Here is a 23515-nt window from a genome sequence, read left to right on the forward strand (position 1 = left end):
GCGCCGAGGGACTCGCTCGGCAACCGTCGATCCATGGTCGAATCCGCTCGACCCGGCCATCCGAATCCGACCTCGCCGCGACCCAGAGCCCAGTGCGGGCCACCGGTGTACCGGTGGCCCGCACTGGGTCTGTCGATTCTGATCAGCTCAGGTGCTTGCCGAAGAACGGCACCAGGTTCTCCAGCGCTTCCCCGGTCGGGCCGGGCTGGTCGTAGAGGTCGTAGTGCGAGGCGCCCTCGACCACCACGAGCTGCATGTCCTTCGACGCGGCACGACCATAGAGCTCCATGCTCAACCGCGGCGAGGCGAACGCGCCCGGCTTGTCACCGATCACCACGCACAGCGGCTGGGTCAGGAAGACCTCGACACGGTCGTAGGCGTCCCAATCGGCCAGCGCGGCCTGACGAGCGAAGTTGAAGCTCGTCTTGCCGCCGGGGGCCTGACCGCGATCGGTCTTGTAGTAGTCGGTGGCCTCGAGGACATCGATATCGGTGACCCCGGCCTGCTCGGCCGCCTCCACCGACGGCGGCAGCAAATCGTTGATCACCTGGGCCTGGCCACAGGCCTCGGCGGTGCGCCGCGCGGCGATCGCCTCGAGCATGCCCATCGGGTTGTACTCGGAGAAACCCTCCCGCATCAACCGGCCGACATTGCTGCCGACCACGGTGCCCAGTGCCTTGATCCGCCGGTCGATCTTGGCGGCCGCCACGGCGTAACCGGCGCCACCGCAGATCGTGAGCACCCCGATGGTGTCGGAGGTCTGCGCTTTGCGGCTGCCGGTGGGGTGGGCCGAGACGATGGTGGGATTCACCTTCGACTGTCGATGCCCGGCGGGAAGTAGATGTCGGTCGCGATGTCCCAGGCCCAGCCCTTGACGGCCACTGTTTCGATGCTGTCTGCCATGACCTTCTTCTCTCTCGTCGGCTAGCTATTCATCGGCTACGACACCAAGCTATGCCGGTTTCGGCAGAACAAGAAGGTCAGAAGGGTTCCTGGGAACGATCCTTCCCAGGCAGGGCGGAAACCAGCATCCGAAAACTCCACTGCGCGCTTGCAAGTCGCAATCTGCGAAGCTCGGGTACTATCGCCGTCGGGGGAGCGCGAGATGTCCGATGGTCTGCTTAGTATGTCGCAGGCACCGGCAGCTTCGGCTGCCTCATCAACGCCATACACGACATCTCCAGGGGATGAAACTTGATCGACACGACACCGCACCCCACCCCCCGGAGCCGCTTCGCGCGGCGCTCCGGCATCACTTCGATCGTCGCGGCCGCTGCTCTCTGCGCCGCGCTCGTCACCGGCTGCACCAAGGACGACGCCACCACCACGGCGGCGCCGCCGACCGGTCAGCTGCCCGACGGCGCGCAGATCGTGAAGGAGTCGGCGAAGACCACGCAGACCCTGCACACCGTGCACCTGAAGATCGACGTGAAGAACCTGCCGAACCTGCCCGTGGAGACCGTCTCGGCCGACGTCACCAACGAGACCCAGGGTTCCGGCGCCGCGATGGGCGAGGCGAAGGTCAAGCTCAAGCCGGAGGCCGACTTCACCGAGTCGAAGTTCCTCGTGGTGGACAAGGTCCTCTACACCCAGGCCGGTGGCCGCTACGTGCCCGCAGGCCCGGCGGAGAAGGTCTACGATCCGGGCGTCATCCTGGACAAGGACAAGGGCATCGCGAACGTGATCGCCAACGTCCAGAACCCGAAGACCGAGGGCCGCGAAGTCATCGACGGCATCAACACCGTCAAGGTCACCGGCACCATCGATGCCGCCGTGATCGACCCGATCGTGCCTCGCGTCGGCGAGAACGCCGGCACCATGCCGATCACCCTGTGGATCCAGGACACCGCGCCGCCCGCCTCGGATTCGACCAAGCCGTCGGACGCCGCGTCCACCGGTGAGGGCCCGAATCTCGTTCGCGCCGTAGTGAAGAAGGACCAGGGCGAGGTCACCGTCGGCCTGTCCAACTGGGCCAAGCCGGTCAACATCGTCAAGCCGGCCGGCTGATCCGAGCCGACCGAACCGGATAGTCACCCACCGGTCCGGGGACCGCGGAGCCTGGCACGCAGTGCCGTCCGCAGCCCCGGGCCGGTGTGTCGTCTGGGTGTCGCCTGCGGCAACCGGCGCTTCGAGCCGCGGACGCGGCACCAATAAGAGAATGTTCAGCGAGATGCAAGGCGCCACAAGGACTATACGTGTCGGGACGCTGGTCGGCAGGCAACACGCATCGAACGCCGATCGACACGGAGGAAGAACAAATGACGATCGATGATCGACCTGATGAAGAGGAGCGCGAGCTCCCGCCACCGCCCGGCCCTGGGGGTCGGCCTCCCGTCAACAACGTATGGGTCTTTAACGGCAGAGCCTACGACCTGAGTGACTGGATCTCCAAGCATCCAGGCGGTGAATTCTTCATCGGCCGGACGAAGAACCGCGATATCACCTCGATCATCGGTTCCTACCACCGTGATCCGGAAAAAATCGCGCGGATGATCGAGCGTTACAGCCTCGGTCGCGATGCCACCCCCGAAGACATCCACCCGAAGAACAACGCGCCCGACTTCCTGTTCAAGGAAGGCTTCAACAGCTGGGACGACACGCCGAAGTACAAGTTCGACAACAAGAGCGACCTCCTGCATCAGGTCAAGGCCCGGATCAAGGAACCCGAGTTGGCGGCCCGCCTGAAGCGGATGGACCGCGCGTTCGACATCGTCGTCGCCGTGTTGATCTTCCTGTATTTTGCCGTGCAGGGCCTGCGCCTGTGGGACACCAGCTGGATGCCGTTGCCGGTCTTCGTGATCGCGATGGTGCTGCTGCGCAGCTCGCTGGCCGGATTCGGCCACTACGCGATCCACCGGGCGCAGAAAGGGCTCAACAAGTACGCGGTGAACGCGTTCGACATGAACTATGTCGCACTGTCTTTCGTCACCGCCGACGGCCACGCCCTGCTGCACCACCCGCACACGCAGAGTGAAGTCGACATCAAGAAGAACGTCTTCACGATGATGATGCAGGTGCCGCGCCTGTACCGGGTGCCCGTGCACACCGTGCACAAGTTCGGACATCTGCTGACGGGCATGATCATTCGCCTGCTCGATGTCTGCCGGCTCACCCGCAAGGTGGGCATCAAGGACATGTACGGCACCTGGCGCGGCGCGCTGCCGCACTTCATCGGTTCGTTCGGCGTGCGGTTCCTGCTGGTGGCCGAGGTCGTCGTCTTCACCCTCGCGGGTGACTTCTGGGCCTGGGCGCTGCAATTCGTGATCACTCTGTGGATCAGCACGTTCATGGTGGTGGCCAGCCACGACTTCGAGGTGCCGACCGAGGAACTGCACACCGAGACCGAGGACTGGGCGGTCAACCAGCTCGAGCAGGCCTACGACCTGACCGTGGTCGGCAACAAGTACGTCGACTGCTTCCTCTCCGCCGGTCTGAGCTCGCACCGGGTGCATCACGTACTTCCGTTCCAGCGCAGCGGCTTCGCCAATATCGCCACCGAGGACGTGGTGCGCGAGGAGGCCGCGAAGTTCGGCGTGGAGTGGCTGCCCGCGAAGAGCTTCTTCGGAGATCGTTTCCCCAAGCTGTGCCGGACCTACCTGCTCGCGCCCTCGCGTGAGGCCGAGGAGAACCGGTGGGGATTCGTGCGCGAGCACTGCGCACCCACAGCGCTGAAGACCTGTGTGACCTACACGGTGCAGGGCTTCACCGGCATCGGAACCGTCTGAACCGATTCCGCTGCCACGTTCAATTCTGTTTCGAAAGGATTTGTGCCCGTGTCTGTTTCCTTTGACCTGCTCCGCACGGCCGACGTCGAGCGCGGGCACGACCTGCTACCGCCCGCCCCGCCGACCACCGTCGGCGTGATCGAAGCGGTCGCCACCGGATCGCCCGAACTCGTGGTCGACCAGACCGTGAACGCGGGCCGGGTCGCCGAGCTGTTCTCCGATCCCGCACAGCGCCAGCGTATTCCGCGGATCTACCAGAAGACCCGGATCGACACCCGGCACCTGGCGATCGACCCGCTCGATCCGGAGTTCCTCGCGTTCAGCCGTCGCCCCGGCACCATCCGGGACCGGATGAACCTGTTCTTCGAGCACGCGGTGCCGCTCGCGGTCGACGTGGCCAGGCGGGCCGTCGCCGGCCTGGAGAACCCCGCCGACGACATCGGTCAGCTGATCTTCGTGACCAGCACCGGCTTCATCGCCCCCGGCGTCGACGTCGCGGTGGTCAAGCAGCTGGGGCTGTCGCCGACGGTGGGCCGCATGGTCATCAACTTCATGGGCTGTGCCGCCGCGATGAACGGCATCCGCGCCGCCACCGACTATGTCCGGGCGCACCCGGACAAGAAGGCGATGGTGCTGTGCATCGAGCTGAGCTCGGTGAACGCGGTGTTCGACGACGACGTCAACGACGTCATCACCCACAGCCTCTTCGGTGACGGGTGCGGCGCGGTGGTGATCGGCGCCAACCAGGTGCACCAGCCGCTGGCGGCGGGCAGCATCGTGATCCGCGACAGCTTCAGCCACCTGTTCGACGACGCGGAGGACGGCATCGTGCTCGGCGTGAAGGACGCGGGCATCACCTGCGAGCTGGCGACCAGCCTGCCCGACTACATCTACCGCGGGGTGGATCCGGTGGTGACCGAGGTGCTCGCGCGCAACGGCCTGGGCAAGGACGACATCGATCTGTGGGCGATCCACCCCGGCGGGCCCCGCATCATCGAGGAGTCGGCGCACTCGCTGGGGATCCCGGCCGAGGCGGCGGCGCCGAGCTGGGAGGTGCTCGCCGAGCACGGCAACATGCTGAGTGTCTCGCTGATCTTCGTGCTGGAGCGGATGATCCGCGACGCACGTTCGGCGGCACCGATTTCCACCGGGGTGGCGTTCTCGTTCGCGCCCGGTGTCACCCTCGAGGGCATCGTGTTCGATGTCATCCGCAGCTGAGAGCACCCGCTATGCATCTTCTCCGTTTTCTCGCCGCGCTCTCGCCGGCCAGGATCGCGGCCGTGGTGGCCGCGGGCCTGATCTGCGGTGTGGCCAACACCTACCTGGTGACGCTGATCAACGCGGTCGTCTCACCGAAGCCACAGCCCGACCATCTGCTGCTGCGTTTCGGGCTGACCGGCTTGGTGATCCTGGTCAGCGGGGTGGCGTCGCAGGTGCTGCTGATCCGGCTGTCGCAGGACGCGATCTTCCGGCTGCGCAGTGACCTGAGCTCCGGGATCGTCTCGGCGCCACTGGAACACCTGGAACGGCTCGGTATGCACCGCCTGATGGCGACACTCACCGAGGACGTGCGGTCGCTGTCGCAGGCCGTGACCGCCATTCCGTCGATCTGCGTCGACGTGGCGACCATCATCGGCTGCTTCGTGTTCCTGGCCATCGTGTCGGGGCCGATCTTCGCGGTGACGGTGGCGGGCACCTTGGTCGGCATCGCGTGTGTCGAACTGGTACTCAAGCAGGTGCGCGGGATCTACCGCGAGGCCCGCGAGAACGAGGACGCGCTGCTGCGTTCGTTCCAGGCCGTCACGCTCGGCATCAAGGAACTGAAGCTGCACCGTGGCCGGCGCCGGGACTTCATGGATCGGCATCTGCTCGGATCGGCGGGCACGCTGCGTGATCAGAACACCGACGCGGGCTCGAAGTTCTCCTACGCGCAGGGTTTCGGCCAGGCGCTGCAGCTGGCGACGATGGCGCTGATCCTGTTCGTCGTCGCGGCGGCCCTGGAGCTGCCACGGGACACGATGGTCGGCTACGTGCTGGTCACCACGTTCCTGGCGATGCCGATGCAGAACTTCATGCACCGCATCCCGGACCTGCTGCGTGGCGATGTCGCGCTGGCCAAGATCCGGGCGATGAACCTGTCGATGGAGACCCTGCACGACGAGGAGCTTTTGCCGTACACCGAGCGTCCAGTGGCAGGGGAGGCCAAACTGGAACTGACCAATGTCAGCTACGTGTACCGCGCCGAGGCTCCGTCGCCCGTGCCACCGCCGCCGGGAGCGCATCCGGCCGGACCGGGTGGACCACCCGAGCGTGGGGGACATCCGCCGCGTCCGGGAATGCCACCGCGCGACGGCAACGGCAGGCCGGGCCACGGCGGGCCGCATCCCGCCCATCCCGGTGCGCATCCGGGTGCCGGGCAGCCGGATGTCAACGGTAAGAACTGGATCGACCACGGTGGCACCGATGTGCGACCGCTGGCGCCGCCGCCCGGACTCGACGAGTCCGAGGACGCCGGCTTCCGGCTCGGTCCGATCGACCTGGTTTTCGAACCGGGGCAGATCACGTTCATCGTCGGTGGCAACGGCAGCGGGAAGTCGACGCTGGCCAAGCTCATCACCGGTCTGTACGTGCCACGCTCGGGGTCGTTGTCGCTCAACGGGGAGAGGATCGACCACGACAACATCGAGTGGTACCGGCAGAATTCGTCGGCGGTGTTCACCGATTTCCATCTGTTCGAGGACTACCTGGGCTTCGACCGTCCCGGTATCGACGCCGAGGTCCAGCGGTATCTCGAGGAGCTGCAGATCGCGCACAAGGTGAAGGTGCGCGACGGTCGGCTCTCGACCGTCGACCTGTCGCAAGGGCAGCGCAAGCGGCTGGCATTGCTCACCGCGCTGCTCGAGGACCGGCAGATCTACGTCTTCGACGAATGGGCCGCCGATCAGGAGCCGCGCTTCCGCGAGGTCTTCTATCGCGAGATCCTCACGGATCTGAAGCGGCGCGGCAAGACGGTCATCGTGATCACCCACGACGACCGCTACTTCGACTGCGCCGACCAGTTGGTGAAGCTGGACTTCGGTCTGGTCGCGGCGTAGGCAGGCTCGTCGGACGCCGGTCCGGTCCTTGGGACCGGGCCGGCGTTCGTCGTGTCAGGCGATCTCGCGCTGGGCCGCGATCAGCTCGGTCATCGGTGGGCGGTCGGTCAGGCTGACCTCGGACGGCAGGCGCTGCCAGCCGGTTTCGCCCGGCAGGAATTGCACGAGCCCGATGCCGGAGTCGCGGATACCGAGGCGATCGAGCAGGGTCGCCACCACCTGCCTGCTCATCACGGCCAATTCGTGCGTGGGCCGGTTGCGGTGGCGCCGGACGCCGAGATCGACCTGGGCGATCGACGACAGCCCGTGCCGCTGCCAGCAGTCGATGAGGATCCCGATCTCCGCGCCGTATCCGCTGGCGACGGAGATCCCGCCGAGAAATGCTCGGGTGGAGGCGTATTCGCCACCCAGCGGTTGCACGATCTCGGCCAGTGCCGGCGCGAGCGCGGTGAGCAGCGGGCGGGCGACGAGCTGGGTCACCCGGCCGCCGCCGTCGGCGTCCACGCTCGGGCCGCTCGGCATCGGCCTGCGGTAGTAGCCCTTCACCAGGGCGAGCCCGGGATCGTCGAGCAACGGCGCGACCAGGATCGGGACGAAATCCGGATCCGGTGCGACCAGATCGGCGTCGAGGAAGACCAGCAGATCACCGGTGCTCACCGCCAGCGACCGCCACAGCACCTCGCCCTTGCCCGGCCGGGGCGCCACCTCGGGCAGCGCCTCCTCGCGGGTGTAGACCGTGGCGCCTGCCGCGCGTGCCCGCGCGATGGTGCGATCGGTCGAGCCCGCGTCGATGACGAGCAGTTCGTCGACCAGCCCGCCGAGCCAGGGCCGGACGGCGGCGATCACCCCGGCGACGGTGTCCTCGTCGTCGAGCGCGGGCAGCACCACCGAGACCCGGCGACCCAGCTTGCGGTCGATCAGTGCGCGGACGTCCATGGCGACCAGTGAACGACACCGGCCGCCGCGGGCGCCACCGATCCGGGCGAATCCTGTGAACGACGCCAACGGTCCGCCCGACCCGCTATCGAGACCGACAGTCCGGGTACCCGCTGCGCGAGCTCGCGCGATGCCGGGCCGCGCGCACGGGGCGCGGGTAGCGTGGGGTCGCGACGAGGGCAACGACCGGTGGAGGGCGGCGTCATGACAGGGAACGCAACGGTGGTCGAGGTTTCGAAGGGGTCCAAGACCGATCTGGTCGACGGGCGCTACACGGTGCGCATCGACCTGGACGGTCCGGTCGGCGCGGTCGACGTGTCGGCCGTGCTGGTGACCGTGGACGGCCGGGTCCGCTCCGACGCCGATTTCGTGTTCTTCAACAATCCGTCGGCCCCGGGCGTGCGGCTGGAATCCGACGCCGTGGTGTCGGTGGACCTGGCCGCCGTCCCCGCCGAGATCGAGCGGGTGGTGATTGCGGCAAGCACCGAGGCGCAGGGCATCCGGTTCGGGCAGGTCAGCGGGCTACGGGTAGCGGTGGCCGCCTCCGGGCAAGTGCTGACTTTCGTTCCGCCGGGCCTGGATTCGGAGACGGTGCTGCAAGCGGTCGCGCTGTATCGGCGGGGCAGCGGGTGGCGGCTGGACGCTGTCGGGCAGGGTTACAGCGCGGGACTGGCGGCCTTCGCGACCGAGTACGGGATCGTGGTCGAGGAGGAGGAGCCTGCCGGGATCGTCGCGCCTGCCGGTGCGCCGTCGCATCCCGCCGATTCCGTCGGCGTGCTGCCGCAGCCCGTCGCGCCGCGACCACATCCGGCTCCGGCGATCGACCTCCGCAAGGTCGACGTCGTCCTCACCAAGGACTCGCCCGACCGGCGCGCCAGCATCGACCTGCGCAAGGGCGACCCGGGCTACGTCCTGACCGTCGGCCTCGAATGGGACGGCCGCGGCGCGCACTACGACACCGACGGGCGCGTGACGAAGTACGGCAAGGGCGATCTGGACGTGTACTTCTTCTGCCGCAACGAGATCACCGGCGACTACGTCGTGATCAGCGGCGAGAAGGGGCACCAGGGCGACCTGGCCGAGTGGCCGTTCCTGCACCACCAGGGCGACAGTCGCGGCCCCGGGGCGAAGAACCTGCCCGCTACCGAGCAGGTGATCGTGCGCCCGACCGAGAACGGCGACCTGCTGCTCAACGTGTATCAATCCGTCGACAACGGCGCGGGCGCGATCGATACCTTCGGCAGACCTCGCGTGCGAGTCCGCTACGGCCGTGCCGGTCGCGACGGGCTCCCCGGTCCCGACGCCGATCAGATCACCGTCATGATCGGCAACGGCAAGAACTCGTTCTGGGCCACCGTCGCCCACATCGATGTCCGCGACGGCATCCTCACCGTCGACGGCACCACCCGCTACAGCCGTGCGTTCAGCGAACGGATGCCCGTCCTCGACACCAGGGGCACCTGGCTGCGATCGGCCAAGAACGGTCCGGTCGGGCGCAGCAAGAGCAGCAACGGCCTCGGCTTGAGCCACTACGCCGGACGCTGCCCCGACCCACGCTGAGTTCCGAGGAGTTCCGCACGCCGTTCCTCGACCGTGGCACGCAGGGCGTCGACGACGGCGGCGACCTCGGGCCGCCGCAGCGTTTCGCGACGGGTCACGAGCCAGTAGGTGAGCTGTACGCGCACCTGTGGTCCGAGCACCCGGACGAGATCGTCGTGCCGGTCGGCCATGAAGCACGGCAGCAGGCCGATCCCGGCCGCGGCGCGGGTGGCCTCGACATGGACGAAAACATTGGTGGACGAGACGGATCGGCGCATGTCGGGCGCGAATCTGGTGGCCAGGTCGAGATCGTCGACCTGCAGGATGGATTCGATGAAGTAGATCAGCGGATAGTGGCGCAAATCCTCGACGGCGGCCGGTGTGCCGTGCTCGGCGAGGTAGTCACGCGCGGCGTAGAGGCCGAGGCTGTAGTCGCCGAGCCGGATCGCCTCGGCGCGATGGACCTGGGGTTGTCCGACCACCACTTCGATATCGAGCCCGCTGCGCTGGGTGGACGCGCGCCGGGTGGTGGCGATGATGTCCACCGCCACCCGAGGATGCGTGCGCTGCACCCGCGCGGCGGCGGGTGCGGCCAGGTAGGCGCTGAATCCGTCGGTGGCCGAAAGCCGCACCACTCCTTCGAGTTCCCGCGCCCCGCCGGCGGAGCCGAGTGAGCGCACCGCGGTCTCGATGGTCTCGGCGGCGGCCAGGGCCGATCGTCCGAGATCGGTCAGTTCCCAGCCGCCGGTGACGCGGGTCAGCACCCGGCCACCGACCGCGCGTTCGAGCGCGGCGATCCGCCGCGAGATCGTCGTGTGGTTGATGCCCAGTTCCTCGGCGGCGGTGACATAGCGGCCCGATCGGCCGACCGCCAGCAGCACCAGCAGGTCGTCGGCGCTGGGCCGCCGCCCTGGATCAGTCGAGGTCCCGCTCATATCTGCATCTTTGCAGATCCTCGGTGCGAACTTGGCCATTGCGACGGAATTCGATCTGCACGAATACTCTTCGCATTGCTAGTGGGCCACATCACACTGTCGGCGTGATGTGGCCCCGATCACCAAGGAGCAGTGATGAGCGTCCGCAATGCGACCCCGGCGGCCGGCGAGGACCGCGCCCCGAGCGGTCTGCGCCGAGTGGTAGCCGCCTCGATGGCAGGCACCGTCGTCGAATGGTACGAGTTCTTCCTCTACGGCACCGCCGCCACCCTCGTCTTCAGCAAGGTGTTCTTCGCCAAGGGCACCAGCGATCTGGACGCGATCCTGGCCGCGTTCGTCACCTACGCCGTCGGCTTCGCCGCGCGCCCGCTCGGCGGCATCGTCTTCGGCTACTTCGGTGACCGCTACGGCCGCAAGAAGCTGCTGCAGTTGAGCCTGGTCCTGGTCGGTGGCGCGACCTTCCTGATGGGATGTCTGCCCACCTTCGCCCAGATCGGTTACTGGGCCCCGGCGCTGCTGGTGACCTTGCGCTTCATCCAGGGCTTCGCGATCGGCGGCGAATGGGGCGGCGCCGTCTTGCTGGTGGCCGAACACAGTCCCAGCCGCAGTCGCGCGTTCTGGTCGAGCTGGCCGCAGGCCGGTGTGCCCGCGGGCAATCTGCTCGCCACGGTGGTGCTGCTCGTGCTCACCTCGACGCTGTCCGATGCCGCGTTCCTGAGCTGGGGCTGGCGCGTCGCGTTCTGGCTGTCGGCGGTGGTGGTGCTGGTCGGCTACTACGTGCGGACGAAGGTCACCGACGCCCCGATCTTCGTCGAGGCGCAGCGGCAGATGGAGCACGCGAAGGCCACGTCGTTCAGCGTGTTCGAGGTGCTGCGCCGGTACCCGCGCGGCGTCTTCACCGCCATGGGGCTGCGTTTCGGCGAGAACATCATGTACTACCTGGTCGTCACCTTCTCGATCACCTACCTGAAGGTGCACGTGCACGCCGACACCACGACGATCCTGTGGTGGTTGCTGGCCGCGCACGCCGTGCACATGGCGGTGATCCCGCTGGCGGGTCATCTCGGTGACCGGTTCGGCCGCAGGCCCGTCTATCTCGCCGGCGCGCTCGCCGCGGCGACGTGGGGCTTCTTCGCCTTCCCGCTGATGGACTCCGGCCACAGCCTGCTGATCCTGACCGCGATCATCATCGGCCTGGTCTTCCACGGCCTCATGTACGCCGGTCAGCCCGCCATCATGGCCGAGATGTTCCCGACCCGGATGCGGTATTCCGGTGTGTCCCTGGGGTATCAGGTCACCTCGATCGTGGCGGGCTCGCTCGCCCCGATCATCGCGGTCAAGCTGCTCGATTCCTACGGCTCCTCGGTCCCGATCGCGGTGTACCTCGCGGTGGCGGCGGCGATCACGGTGATCGCGGTGCTGTGCGCGAAGGAGACCAAGGGCATCGACCTGGAATCGCTGGATGCCGCGGACGCGGCCGAGACGGCGAGCGCCCCGGCGGTCGTGTCGACGAAGGTCGTCGCGGCATGAGCGACCTGATCGGACGCACGGCGCTGGTCACCGGCGCGGCCGGCGGCATCGGCGCGGCCTGCGCCCACGAGCTGGCCGCGCGGGGCGCGGAGGTGACGGTCGCCGACGTGAACGAGCTGGGCGCCAAGACCGTGGCCGCCGAGATCGGCGGGCACGCCTGGGCCGTCGACCTGCTCGACGTCGACGCGCTCACCGAACTGAGCCTGTCGGTGGACATCCTGGTCAACAACGCGGGCGTGCAGACCGTCAGCCCGCTCGAGGACTTCCCGCCCGCCCGGTTCCGCCTGATCCAGACGCTCATGGTGGAAGCGCCGTTCCTGCTGATCCGCGCGGCGCTGCCACATATGTACGCCCAGGGTTTCGGCCGCATCGTCAACGTGTCCTCGGTGCACGGCCTGCGCGCCTCGCCCTACAAGGTCGCCTACGTCACGGCCAAGCATGCGCTGGAAGGACTGTCGAAGGTGACCGCGCTCGAGGGCGGCCCGCGCGGCGTCACCAGCAATTGCGTCAATCCCGGGTATGTGCGCACTCCGCTGGTGGACAAGCAGATCGCCGAACAGGCCGCCGCGCACGGCATTCCCGCGCGGGAAGTGGTGGAGAAGGTGTTGCTCACCGAGAGTGCGATCAAGCGGCTGATCGAGCCCGAGGAGGTGGCGGCGCTGGTCGGATGGCTGGCCTCCGACCAGGCGGGCATGGTCACCGGATCCTCGTATGTCATGGACGGTGGGTGGAGCGCGCGATGACCAGCGTGACAGCGGCGCAGTGGGTGCCGGGAGAGCAGGACATCGCGCGGGCGCGGATCACCGATTTCGCGCGGTTCGTGGCCGCTCGGCACGGGGTCGAGGTCCCGGATTACCGGGCACTGTGGCAGTGGTCGATCGACGACCTGGCCGGGTTCTGGGGGGCGGTCTGGGACTACTTCGAGCTGGGCGAGCGGTCCGCGCAAGTCCTGGCCGACACCGGAATGCCCGGCGCGCGCTGGTTTCCGGGCACGCGGGTGAACTACGTCGATCAGGTGATCCGGCAGGCGCGCACGGATCGGCCCGCGATCGTCACCATCGACGAGGACGGTGCGATGTCGGAACTGTCGTGGGCCGAGATGCTCAGCCGCGCCGCCGGATTCGCCGCTACTCTCCGCGGGATCGGGGTCGGGCCCGGGGATCGAGTAGTCGGCTACCTGCCGAACATCGCCGAGGCGGTGATCGCGTTCCTGGCGACGGCGAGTATCGGCGCGATCTGGAGTGCGTGCGGGCAGGACTACACGGCGAAGGCCGCACTGGACCGGCTGGGCCAGCTCGCGCCGAAGGTGCTCGTGACCTGCGATGGATACCGCTTCGGCGGCAAGGAACACCGCAAACTCGCCGAGATCGCGGCACTGCGTGCCGCACTGCCCGAGCTGCGCGCGACCGTGCTGGTGTCCCGGCTCGGCGACGCGGTCGAGGGCACGCTCGGCTGGGACGAGGCGACCGGATCGGCGGGCACGGCACCGGAGACCGCGCAGGTCGGCTTCGATCATCCCCTGTGGGTCCTGTACTCCTCCGGCACCACGGGGTTGCCCAAAGGCATCGTGCACGGCCACGGCGGTGTCCTGCTCGAACATCTCAAAGCGCTGGCCCTGCAGTCCGATCTCGGCCGCGACGACACCTACTTCTGGTACACCAGCCCGAGCTGGATGATGTGGAACTACCAGGTCGCCGGGCTGCTGGTCGGCGCGACCATCGTCTGCTATCCGGGGAGCCCGACCGCGCCCGCCCCGGATGCGCTGTGGAACATCGCCGCTCGGGTGCGCGCGACCGTGGTCGGGACCAGCCCTGGCTACGTCCTCGCGTGCGCGAAGGCGCAAGCCGTGCCGCGACGCGACCACGACCTGGCCGCGTTGCGTCTGATCGGGGTCACCGGCTCGGCGCTGCCCGCGTCGTCGTCGCTGTGGTTGCGCGACAATGTGGGCGACCACATCCCGGTGTCCTCGATCAGTGGCGGCACCGACATCGTGTCGGCCTTCGCGGGTGGGGTGCGCACCGTCCCGGTGTGGCCCGGGGAGTTGTCCGCCCCCTATCTCGGTGTCGCGTTGGCGGCATGGGACGACGCGGGCCGACCCGTGCACGACGCCGTCGGCGAGTTGGTCGTCACCGCGGCGATGCCGTCCATGCCGCTGCGCTTCTGGCACGACCCCGACGGATCGCGGTACCGCGCCGCCTATTTCGAGACCTACCCGGGCGTCTGGCGGCACGGCGACTGGATCACCGTCACCGAGCATCACAGTGTCGTCGTCCACGGCCGCTCCGACTCCACCCTCAACCGGCACGGCATCCGGATGGGCAGCGCCGATATCTACCAGGCCGTCGAACAGCTTCCCGAGATCGTCGACTCCCTGGTCATCGGCGCCGAACAGCCCGACGGCGGCTACTGGATGCCCCTGTTCGTCGTCCTCCCGGCCGGTGCCACCCTCACCGAGGCGCTGCGGACCCGGATCGCCGCCACCATCCGCACCGACGTCTCGCCCCGCCACGTCCCCGACGACATCCTGGCCGCGCCGGGCGTGCCCCGCACCCGCACCGGCAAGAAGCTGGAGGTCCCCGTCAAGCGAATCCTGCAGGGCGCGGATCCCTCGGACGTTCTCGACCCGACCACCGTCGATCACCCGGCTCTGCTCGACTGGTACGCCCAGATCCGCCGTCGACGTCTGCGCCCGGCCGGCGACCCTGCCGGGCGGCGGCCATGACACGATCGCTGGGAACCCGCGACCTGCCCGAACGGCAGCCCGCGGGATCCGAGGCGGATCAGGGCTGGTCCGCGGGCGTGCGCGACGGTCGTCCGGCGCGGCGGACGGCACGAGACGTAACGTGCCGGCCGTCGGCGGCGACCGCAATGGTGTGGGCTGGACCAGTGAGGACGGGAGGGCAGGCGCGTGACGGTCGGTCGGATGAGACGAACAGTCGTGGTGGCCGGGACCGCCGGTGTCCTCGGTCTGCTCGGATACGGCGGGGTCGCGGGCGCCGAGCCGGGTCTGGTCGCCAGTGCGGCGATCGGCGTCGCGGGAGCACCCGCCGGGAACGGTTTCACGACGAGTGCGGATCCCTGGTTGGTTGCCGGCCCGGGCGACCACGGCAACGGGGGCGGCAATCACGGCAATGGCAACCAGGGTAACGGCGTCGGCAACAGCGGCAACCAGAACCCCGGCAGCGGAAACGGCAACCAGGGAAATGGGAAAGGCAACCAGGGCAACAACGGGAATTCCGGCAGCAACGGGAATCAGAACCCGGGCAGCGGAAACGGCAACCAGGGAAATGGGAAAGGCAACCAGGGCAACAACGGGAATTCCGGCAGCAACGGGAATCAGAACCCGGGCAGCGGCAACGGGAATCAGGGCAACGGCGGCGGCAACCAGGGCGGCAACCCGAATCCGGGCAACGCTCCCGAGCCGCAAGCGCCGGCCCAGCAAGCCGCTCCCGAAGGCCCGGCTCCCGAAGCTCCGTCGGCACCAGCCCAGCCCGACCCCGAGCCCGCCGCACCCGGGGACGCCGAACCGGATGCCGCCGAACCGGGCGGGTCGGCACCGGCGAGTCCACCCGGCGGAGGTGCCCCGCCCGCGGGATCGGGGCCGGGTGGTGCGGCTGCCGGAGCACCGGCGCCCGGGGGAGCGGCAGCGCCCGGGGCAGTAGGAAATCCCCCCGCGGCGCAGAGCCCAGGCGGCGGCGGGGCGGCTCCCGCGCACGATGTGCGGCCGACCAGCGACACCGGCCTCCTGCCCGAACCGGACCTGCTCTCGGTGATCGGCGGACTTCTCGCGCTGGGGCTGGCCGGCGGCGGATCGGCCGCGGTGAGCTTTCAAGGCGCCGCCCAAGCACAGGCACGCATCGACGCCGCCCGCGCCGAGTTCTTCGGCCCGCGGACGTGATGCGAGTGCTGTCCGCGGCCACCCGCTGACAGGCGTCGACCGGCGCTCGTGCAGCGGGCGACAACCTTTGTCGCACGATCGTTCTCGAGTTCGAGTGCAACATTTCCGAACTCGTCTACGATGCGATGCTCATGCAGGGGATGACACGGGTCGACGTGCAGCAGCAGGCCTCCGGATTCGGTGAGTTCACCGTGGTCGATGTCGAAACCTCCGGACTCCGACCGCACCGGCACCGGGTCCTGTCGGTCGCCGCGCTGACCTTGGACAGCACCGGACAGGTGACGCGCGAGTTCCACACCTTGCTCGACCCCGAATGCGACCCGGGCCCGGTGCATGTGCACGGGCTCACCGCCGAAGTGCTGCGTGGCTCACCGCGATTCGCGCATGTGCACGAGCAGCTGGCCGCGATGCTGGCCGGGCGGGTCCTGGTCGCGCACAACGCGATGTTCGACTTCGGGTTTCTGGCCAGTGAGTTCGAACGGGCAGGTGGAGTGCTTCCGGTCCGTCGTCGGCTGTGCACGCTGGCGCTCGCTCGCCGCGTCGCGCTACCGACCCCGGACTACAAGCTGGCGACCCTGGCCACCTATTACGGTGTGCCACAGCGGAAAGCGCACGATGCGCTCGACGACACCCGTGTTCTCGTGAACGTGCTGCGCGCACTGGTGGCCGACGCGGCTCGCCTGGGCATCGCGCCGCCGTTGCTCTCCTGCGAGCCGACAGCGGACAGGCGCGCGGATTCTGTGTGGCCTGTCGAGCGAAGCGGCCCCAAGCCGCCGTGCGCGTACGCCTACCCGGGACGCTGGGAGCCGTCGGCGCCACTGCGTCAAGGGATGAAGGTCGCGTTCACCGGCGAAACCCGGATCGACCGCGAAGAGCTGGTGTCGCGCGCCGAGACTGCCGGGCTCGACGTGACCAGCGTGGTGAGCGGTCGCACGAGTGTGCTCGTCACCAACGCGCCGGATTCCGGGACCGGCAAGGCACGCAGGGCGATCCAGCACCGGACTCCGGTCATCGACGAGCCGCGCTTCATCGAGTTGCTCGCGACGATCGAACCAGGCCGGCCCAGGACTGCCCGGACCGCGGCGCCGGTCTCGCGTCGTCGGGTCGCCGTGCCGTCGGGGCCGCTGTCCGGTCACCGCGTTCTGGTGCTCGGCGGTACGCACGAGGAAGCCGCGCAGACCAGGACCCGGGTCGTGGAGCTCGGGGGATCCGCGGCCGTCAACTTGTCGGCCACCGTGACGGATCTGCTGCTCCTGCCCGGCGGCGACGCGGATCGCCGGGTGCGGAAGGCGACCGACCTCGGGCTCGCGCTGCACGGGCTGGAACTGCTCACCCGGTCGCCGGCGGCGGAATCCGAGCCGGCGGCGGGAGTCCCGGAACCGACGGCCCCCGAGCCGACCGTGTTGGCGCGCGGCCAGGTGATCGATCTGCCGATCGACTCGGACTCCTGGACCCTGCGCGCCACCTGGAACCAGCTCGGCGCCGCCGCCGTCGACCTGGTCGCCTTCCTCGTCGATACCGAGGAAAAGGTCGCCGGTCCGGCCGATTTCGTGTTCTACAACCAGCCGATCGCCGCGGGAGCCAGGCTCGCCGAGGAAGGGCCGACCGAGCAGTCGATCGCGGTCCTCCTCGACGAGCTTCCCGAGCATTGCTCCCGCGTGGTCTTCGCGGCGGCCCTCGATGCGCCCGGCGTGACCTTCGGCGACGTCGGCGCCGTCGAGGTCGATGTCGCGACCGGCCCAGAATCGAGCGCGGTGATCCGCTCGACGATGGACGCGGCCACGGTCGAACGGACCCTACTGCTCGCCGAACTGTATCTGCGGGGCGAGACCTGGCGGTTCCGCGCCGTCGGACAGGGCTACGAGTCCGACCTCGCCGCGTTGGCCCGTGGGTACGGGGTCGAGGTCGAATAGCGCGTCCCTCAGCCGCCGAAGCGTTCGGCGACCATCTCCTCGGTCAGGCCGTAGTCGGCGAGGGAGTAGTGGTGGGTGGGTTTGCGGTCGCCGGTGCGGCTCTCGTTGTCGAGGGCGGTGATGGCGGTGCGGGCCTCCTCGGTGAAGTCGGTGCCGATGCGGGTGTAGATCCGTTCGACCACGCCGAACGGATCGGCGCGCAGGTCGTCGAAGTCGACGTCGATGAAGGTGGCGTCGGTGTGACGGGCGCGCGCGGCGGTGAATGCGGCGAGACCGCGGGCCCACAGGTCGAGCTGGGTGCGGCCGATGGTCTCGCCGGTGAAGGTGGTCGACCAGCCGCGCGTGGCGTGTTCGTTGAGGCTGCACACCGACGGGATGATGGTGGCCGGATCGCGGTGGGTCTGGATGACGATCGCGTCCGGGTAGACCGCCAGCAGCGCATCCAGACAGAACAGGTGACTGGGGTTCTTGAGCACCCAGCGCCTGCTGTCGTTCATGCCGATCAGCTGCAGATTGCGACGATGCCGCGTGTAGGCGGGCGTCCAGTCCTGGGCGGCCAGCCACCGCGAGTAGCTCGGCACATAGGCCAGGCATTCGTAGGAATGCGAGGTGCCCGACTGCCGCAGCAGCTGCCAGCATTCCTCCACATCGGAGGCGCTCATGTAGTGCAGACCCATGAACTCCGGATTCTGCACCTGGTGCTGACGCAGACCGGCGTCGATCTGCTGGTAGGCCGGATTCTCCGACCAGGTCTCGCGCGGCGGACGCGGCTGCGGGAAATCGGTCAGCCACATCTCCAGCCCCTGGTTGGCCGGATCGGCCGCCAGCAGCCGGTGCAGCGCGGTGGTGCCGGTGCGGGGCAGACCCGTGACGAAGATCGGCCGGGTGACCGGGGTGTCGACATAGCCGGGGTTGGCCGCCCACGCGGCCTCGCTGAGCGCGCGGGCCACGAGCGTGCCGCGCAGGAAGAACCGCGACATCTTGCTGCCGAGCTCGGTGAGCCCGGCCTCGTCACGGTAGGAGTCGAGCAGCACCTGCAGCGCCTCGGTGTAGTCGTCGGCCCCGAAATCGGTGAGACCGGTGAGTTTGGTGGCGGAGGCGTGCAGGTCGGCCACGGTGCCGACATCGGTGCGCACGGTCATCGAAGGGAGCTCCTTGCTCAGTTGTGGTATTCGCCGCAGTTGACGTCGAGGGTCTGGCCGGTGATCGCCGAGGACCAGTCGGACGCGAGAAACACCACGGCGCGGGCGATCTCGTCGGGTTCGGGCAGCCGCTTCAGGTCGGACTTCGCGGCGGTCTGCTCGTACACCTGCTCGACGGTGATGCCGTACTTCTCGGCGACCTGCCCGAAATACCACTTCAGCTGGTCGGTCCAGATGTAGCCGGGCAGCACGCTGTTGACCCGCACACCCTTGCCGCCGAGTTCGGTGGCCAGCGTCTGCGACATGGCCAGCAGTGCCGCCTTGGTCAGTTTGTAGCTGCCGTAGCGCGGTTCGGAATGCCGCACGACCATCGAGTTGATCATCACCACGGCGCCCTTGGCCTCGGCGAGGGCGGGCGTGAACGCCTGCGTCATGCGCAGGCCGCCCAGCACCGTCATGTCCAGGCTGGAGCGGATGTGGTCGAAATCGGTGCGGTCCAGCGGCTTCATCGACGGCACCGAGAACGCGTTGTTGACCAGCGCGTCGACCCGGCCGAACGTCTCGACGGTCCGCGACACCAGGTTCCGCACCGCGGCGTCGTCGGTGATGTCGGTGGGCACGCTCAGGGTCGCGCCGCCGGCGGCCTCGATCTCGGCGGCTACCTCGAGCAGCCGCGATTCGGTCCGTGCCGCCAGCACCACTGTGGCACCCGCGGCGGCCGCCTCCAGGCAGATCGATCGTCCGAGTCCGGGACCGACCCCGGACACGACGACGACCTTGCCATCCAACAGTGCCCCGCTCATCCGAGCATCCTCTCTGCGAAAGCCCGCTGCCGGGCGGCGATCCGGTCGCGCCAGCCGGCGGCGTCGATCCGGTTGTCTGTGTAATGGGGAAGGTGCTGGGCGACCTCGGCGACCGGGACCACCGTGACCGTCGGGCCGTCGGCTTCGGTCATCGGCCGGTCGGTGCGCTGCCAGCGGAACTGCAGAATGCCCCGGGTGCGGCCGGTGGTCTCGATCCAGTTCGCGATGCCGGGATCCTGCTTGCTCACCACCATTCGAATCAGGCCGTCCGGATCCACTTGGGCCTGGGCGTGATTGAGGCTGGTCTGGTGGTTGACGTAGTCGAGCGAGATGTACCAGAGGCTGCCGAGCTGGAAACCCTGATACGGTGCGTCGGATTTCGGCACGGTGATCACCAGCGCCTGATCGTCGGCCAGGTCGAAGTGGCCCACCGAGGAGTACTGGGTACTCAGGCCACCCGGGGTGAGCCGGGGCGCGGTGAGCGTGTTCACCGGCAGGTCGAGGTAGAACCATTTCGGGAAGTTGAACCAGGTGTGCACCCTGGTCAGCAGCATCTTCGCCGCCGCGCCGTAGCGCTTGCGCATCCGGGCGAGATCCGGCTCCACCGGGGCGGTACCGATCGTGTCGACGCGCTCGATCCGGATCGAGCCCTTGCGCTCGGTCCAGTCGCTGTAGACCTCGCGCACCGCCAGCATCGACGCGCCCTCACCGAGGGCGAAGTAGCCCGGACCGGCGTCCGGCTTGGCGGGGCCGAACCGGATCGAGAAGCTGCCGTCGGCGGCGATGGGGATCCGCCGGTCGTCGAAGGCGTCCGCACCGCCGGGGACGTCGGTCGCGGTGTAATCGCCTTTGAGTACTTGGAAACTGAGGTCGACGGTGCTGCCGCGCACACCGCTCACCACGTACTCGGCGTCGGGTTCGATGTTCGCGTGGTAGTAGAGGGTGTCCGGATTGTCCAGGCCCATCTTTGCGTAGGGCCCGGTCGAGGACACGAAGTACGGATGACTGGTGCCGTGCGCACCGGACAGGCGCAGGCAGGCGGCGACGCTCGCGGCGAGGTAGTCGTAGCCCTCGGCCAGGTCGGCGTCACTGCGCACGAATTCGGCGCCGGCGATGAGCTTTTCGGCCTGGGCGACCGCGGCGGTGAACGGCGCGGTCAGCGGCTCCGGTGGCGCGGTGCTCCCGGCTTCGGTGGCGGTGCTGGAGTGGGTCAACGGTCTGCGATTCCTAGCTCTCGGAGGATATGGGCGGCGATCTCGGCGGGGGAGCCGAGATCGGGGGTGATGACGAGATCGGCGTCGGTGGGTCGCTCGTAGGGCGAACCGACACCGGTGAAGCCAGGCAGCTCGCCCGCGCGGGCCTTGGCGTAGAGGCCCTTGGGGTCGCGGCGTTCGCATTCGGGCAGCGGCGTATCGACGAACACCTCGTGGAACGGCAGCTCGCGCTCGGCGTGGGTGGTGCGCGCCTTGGCCCGCTGCGCGGCGAACGGGCTGATCACCGACACGATCGCGATCGCGCCGGAATCGGCGAACAGCGCGGCGACCTCGGCGACCCGGCGCACGTTCTCGTCCCGGTCGGCCGCGGAGAAGCCCAGGCCCGCGTTGAGTCCGTGCCGCAGGTTGTCACCGTCGAGCAGGTAGGCGGCCCGGCCCGCCGTGACCAGCTGACGCTCCACCTCCACGGCGATGGTCGACTTCCCGGAGCCGGACAGGCCGGTCAGCCAGATCGTGGCCCCGGCATGGGCGCGATCGTCGCGTCCGACCGCCGAGCGATGCCAGACCACCGTCGCCGGTGCGGCGTGCGCGCCGGTGTCGCGTCCGGTGACCATGCCCGCGGCGACGGTCTGGTCGGTGACCGGGTCGATCAGGATGAAACTGCCGGTGCGGCGGTTCTCCCGGTACGGGTCGAACAGCAGCGGCTGGCGGCTGCGCAGGCGCACCCGGGCGATGTCGTTGAGCGACAACGCTTCCACGTCCTCGAGCCGGTGCAGGGTGTTGACGTCGAGCTGGTAGTCGATGGCGGTCACCTCGGCGGGCGAGGTCTGCGCCGCGGTGCGCACCAGATACCGTCCGCCCGCGCGCAACTGGGCGGTCTCGGAGAACCAGCACACCATCGCGTCCAGATCGGCGCCCTGCTGGGGGCGATTGCCCGGCCGGGCCAGCAGATCGCCACGGCCGATGTCGATCTCGTCGTCGAGGGTCAGCGAGATCGCCATGCCGGTGAACGCCTCGTCGACCTTGCCGCCGCCGGGCCCCCAGATCTCGCGCACCCGGGAGGTGTGCCCGGCGGGCAGCACCACCACTTCGTCGCCGGGCTTGAAGATGCCGCCCGCGACGGTACCGGCGTAGCTGCGGTGATCGAGGCCCTGCTGAGCCCGGATGACGTACTGGATCGGCAACCGCGCGTCGATGAGGTTGCGGTCCGAGGCGATGTGCACGTCCTCGAGGTGGCGCAGCAGCGGCGGTCCCGGATACCAGTCCATGTGCTCGGAACCCTCGACGACATTGTCGCCGAGCAGCGCCGAGACCGGCACGAAGCTGAGGTCGCCGACGGTCAACTTCGCGGCGAACGCGGCGAATTCGGCCCTGATCTCCTCGAATCGCTCCTGCGACCAGTCGACCAGGTCCATCTTGTTCACGCACACCACCAGGTGCGGTACGCCCAGCAGGGTGGCCAGGAAGGCGTGCCTGCGGGTCTGCTCGGACACCCCGGCGCGGGCGTCGACCAGGATCAGCGCCAGATCGGCGGTGGACGCGCCGGTGACCATGTTGCGGGTGTACTGCACGTGACCCGGCGTGTCGGCGATGACGAACTTGCGGCGCGGTGTCGTCACATACCGGTAGGCGACATCGATGGTGATGCCCTGCTCGCGCTCGGCGCGCAGCCCGTCGGTCACCAGCGCGAGGTCGGCCGCGTCGCCGCCGCGTTCGGTGCTGACCCGTTCGATCGCGGCCAGCTGGTCGTCGAACAGCGACTTGGAGTCGTAGAGCAGTCTGCCGATGAGGGTCGACTTGCCGTCGTCGACGCTGCCGGCGGTCGCCAGACGTAACAGGTTGCGGCTCATCAGAAGTAGCCCTCTCGCTTGCGGTCTTCCATGCCGGTCTCGGAGATCCGGTCGTCGGCGCGGGTGGCGCCGCGCTCGGTGAGCCGGGTGGCGGCGGTCTCGGCGATCACCTTCGCCGCGGTGTCGGCCTCGCTCTCGACACAGCCGGTGCAGGTGGCGTCGCCGACGGTCCGGAAACGGACGGTGGCGTCGAAGGTGCGCTCGCCCGGTTGCGGGGTGATGAATCGGCCCGCCGACAACAGCATGCCGTCGCGTTCGACGACGCGGCGCCGGTGGGCGTAGTACAGCGTCGGGAGCTCGACCGCTTCGCGATCGATGTACTCCCAGATATCGAGCTCGGTCCAGTTCGACAGCGGGAACACCCGGATGTGCTCGCCCTGCTGGTGCCGTCCGTTGTAGAGGTTCCATACCTCGGGACGCTGTGCGCGCGGATCCCATTCGCCGAACCTGTTGCGGAAGCTGAACACCCGCTCCTTGGCCCGCGCTTTCTCCTCGTCGCGGCGTGCCCCGCCGAACACGGCGTCGAAGCGATGTTCGCCGATCGCCCGCAGCAAGGTGGTGGTCTGGAGCGGGTTGCGGGTGCCGCCGGGGCGTTCCACCGCGCGGCCGGCGTCGATGTCGTCCTGCACCGAGGCGACCAGCAGGCGCGCGCCGGTGCGGTCGGCGGTCCGATCACGGAACTCGATGACCTCGTCGAAATTGTGCCCCGTGTCCACATGCAACAGCGGGAACGGCAGGGGCGCCGGCCAGAACGCCCGCCGTGCCAGATGCAACAGCACCGCCGAGTCCTTGCCACCCGAGAACAGCAGTCCCGGTCGCTCGAAGGTGGCCGCCACCTCCCGGAAGATATGCACCGACTCGGCCTCCAAGGCCGCCAGGTGCGACAGCTCGTACCCCGTCTGCACTCGTTCACCCACTTCGCTGTGTGCGCCGCC

Annotated in this window: 18 protein-coding genes; 10 read left to right on the forward strand and 8 right to left on the reverse strand. The window is 68.7% G+C overall.

Annotation, left to right across the window (positions count from 1 at the left end; translation table 11 throughout):
* Nucleotides 1-142: 142 nt before the first annotated feature.
* Nucleotides 143-811 carry an alpha/beta hydrolase gene (locus tag ATM97_RS22620; RefSeq protein WP_255588253.1) on the reverse strand — a complete coding sequence of 223 codons (669 nt, stop codon included), beginning with the start codon at nucleotides 809-811 and terminating at the stop codon, nucleotides 143-145.
* Nucleotides 812-1194: 383 nt separating this feature from the next.
* Between ATM97_RS22620 and ATM97_RS22625 the strand changes: the two genes are divergently transcribed.
* The 4 genes from ATM97_RS22625 (at nucleotide 1195) to ATM97_RS22640 (ending at nucleotide 6820) form a co-directional block, all read left to right on the forward strand.
* Entirely contained in the window at nucleotides 1195-2007 is an 813-nt protein-coding gene (locus ATM97_RS22625; protein WP_255588254.1) for an LppX_LprAFG lipoprotein, read from the forward strand.
* 251 nt (nucleotides 2008-2258) lie between these two features.
* Entirely contained in the window at nucleotides 2259-3725 is a 1467-nt protein-coding gene (locus tag ATM97_RS22630) for a fatty acid desaturase (protein WP_218720058.1), read from the forward strand.
* 48 nt (nucleotides 3726-3773) lie between these two features.
* The gene (locus tag ATM97_RS22635; RefSeq protein ID WP_218720059.1) at nucleotides 3774-4943 is read left to right on the forward strand and encodes a 3-oxoacyl-[acyl-carrier-protein] synthase III C-terminal domain-containing protein; all 1170 of its coding nucleotides are present in this window, start codon (nucleotides 3774-3776) and stop codon (nucleotides 4941-4943) included.
* Nucleotides 4944-4954: 11 nt separating this feature from the next.
* Nucleotides 4955-6820: an ATP-binding cassette domain-containing protein gene (locus ATM97_RS22640; protein WP_218720060.1), complete on the forward strand. Its 1866-nt coding sequence runs from the start codon at nucleotides 4955-4957 to the stop codon at nucleotides 6818-6820.
* Between the two features lie 54 nt (nucleotides 6821-6874).
* On the opposite strand, the gene ATM97_RS22645 is transcribed toward ATM97_RS22640, so the two are convergent.
* Entirely contained in the window at nucleotides 6875-7756 is an 882-nt protein-coding gene (locus tag ATM97_RS22645; protein ID WP_218720061.1) for a glucosyl-3-phosphoglycerate synthase, read from the reverse strand.
* A 204-nt stretch (nucleotides 7757-7960) separates the two neighbouring features.
* Between ATM97_RS22645 and ATM97_RS22650 the strand changes: the two genes are divergently transcribed.
* Nucleotides 7961-9316, forward strand: a complete 1356-nt coding sequence (locus tag ATM97_RS22650; RefSeq protein ID WP_218720062.1) for a TerD family protein — start codon at nucleotides 7961-7963, stop codon at nucleotides 9314-9316.
* Here ATM97_RS22650 and ATM97_RS22655 read toward each other — a convergent pair.
* A complete protein-coding gene (locus tag ATM97_RS22655) occupies nucleotides 9286-10269 on the reverse strand; it encodes a LysR family transcriptional regulator (RefSeq protein ID WP_218720063.1) in 984 nt (327 codons plus the stop codon). The two genes, ATM97_RS22650 and ATM97_RS22655, sit on opposite strands and share 31 nt — an antisense overlap.
* Nucleotides 10270-10365: 96 nt before the next feature.
* Here ATM97_RS22655 and ATM97_RS22660 point away from each other — a divergent pair, with 96 nt between their 5' ends.
* The 5 genes from ATM97_RS22660 (at nucleotide 10366) to ATM97_RS22680 (ending at nucleotide 17571) form a co-directional block, all read left to right on the forward strand.
* Nucleotides 10366-11760, forward strand: a complete 1395-nt coding sequence (locus ATM97_RS22660; protein WP_218720064.1) for an MFS transporter — start codon at nucleotides 10366-10368, stop codon at nucleotides 11758-11760.
* A complete protein-coding gene (locus ATM97_RS22665) occupies nucleotides 11757-12503 on the forward strand; it encodes a 3-hydroxybutyrate dehydrogenase (RefSeq protein WP_218720065.1) in 747 nt (248 codons plus the stop codon). Before ATM97_RS22660 ends, ATM97_RS22665 begins: the two co-directional genes overlap by 4 nt.
* Nucleotides 12500-14482 carry an acetoacetate--CoA ligase gene (locus tag ATM97_RS22670; RefSeq protein ID WP_218720066.1) on the forward strand — a complete coding sequence of 661 codons (1983 nt, stop codon included), beginning with the start codon at nucleotides 12500-12502 and terminating at the stop codon, nucleotides 14480-14482. The genes ATM97_RS22665 and ATM97_RS22670 overlap by 4 nt, the downstream gene beginning before the upstream one ends.
* 201 nt (nucleotides 14483-14683) lie before the next feature.
* Nucleotides 14684-15658, forward strand: coding sequence for a hypothetical protein (locus ATM97_RS22675; protein ID WP_218720067.1), 975 nt, complete (start codon nucleotides 14684-14686; stop codon nucleotides 15656-15658).
* A gap of 131 nt (nucleotides 15659-15789) precedes the next feature.
* Complete coding sequence (locus tag ATM97_RS22680; RefSeq protein ID WP_218720068.1) at nucleotides 15790-17571, forward strand: exonuclease domain-containing protein; 1782 nt, start codon at nucleotides 15790-15792, stop codon at nucleotides 17569-17571.
* A gap of 8 nt (nucleotides 17572-17579) precedes the next feature.
* Here ATM97_RS22680 and ATM97_RS22685 read toward each other — a convergent pair whose 3' ends face one another.
* Genes ATM97_RS22685 through cysD form a run of 5 tightly spaced genes read right to left on the reverse strand, consistent with a single transcriptional unit; the run spans nucleotide 17580 to nucleotide 23485 of the window.
* Nucleotides 17580-18713, reverse strand: coding sequence for a sulfotransferase (locus tag ATM97_RS22685; protein WP_218720069.1), 1134 nt, complete (start codon nucleotides 18711-18713; stop codon nucleotides 17580-17582).
* 17 nt (nucleotides 18714-18730) lie between these two features.
* Nucleotides 18731-19516 (reverse strand): SDR family oxidoreductase, encoded by a 786-nt coding sequence (locus tag ATM97_RS22690; RefSeq protein WP_218720070.1) that lies wholly within the window; start codon nucleotides 19514-19516, stop codon nucleotides 18731-18733.
* A complete protein-coding gene (locus ATM97_RS22695; RefSeq protein ID WP_218720071.1) occupies nucleotides 19513-20730 on the reverse strand; it encodes a hypothetical protein in 1218 nt (405 codons plus the stop codon). The genes ATM97_RS22690 and ATM97_RS22695 overlap by 4 nt, the downstream gene beginning before the upstream one ends.
* A complete protein-coding gene (cysC, locus tag ATM97_RS22700; RefSeq protein ID WP_218720072.1) occupies nucleotides 20727-22580 on the reverse strand; it encodes an adenylyl-sulfate kinase in 1854 nt (617 codons plus the stop codon). Before cysC ends, ATM97_RS22695 begins: the two co-directional genes overlap by 4 nt.
* A complete protein-coding gene (gene cysD, locus ATM97_RS22705) occupies nucleotides 22580-23485 on the reverse strand; it encodes a sulfate adenylyltransferase subunit CysD (protein WP_218720073.1) in 906 nt (301 codons plus the stop codon). Before cysD ends, cysC begins: the two co-directional genes overlap by 1 nt.
* Between the last annotated feature and the right edge of the window lie 30 nt (nucleotides 23486-23515).

Source organism: Nocardia sp. MH4, from assembly GCF_019266065.1.
Lineage (GTDB): Bacteria > Actinomycetota > Actinomycetes > Mycobacteriales > Mycobacteriaceae > Nocardia > Nocardia canadensis.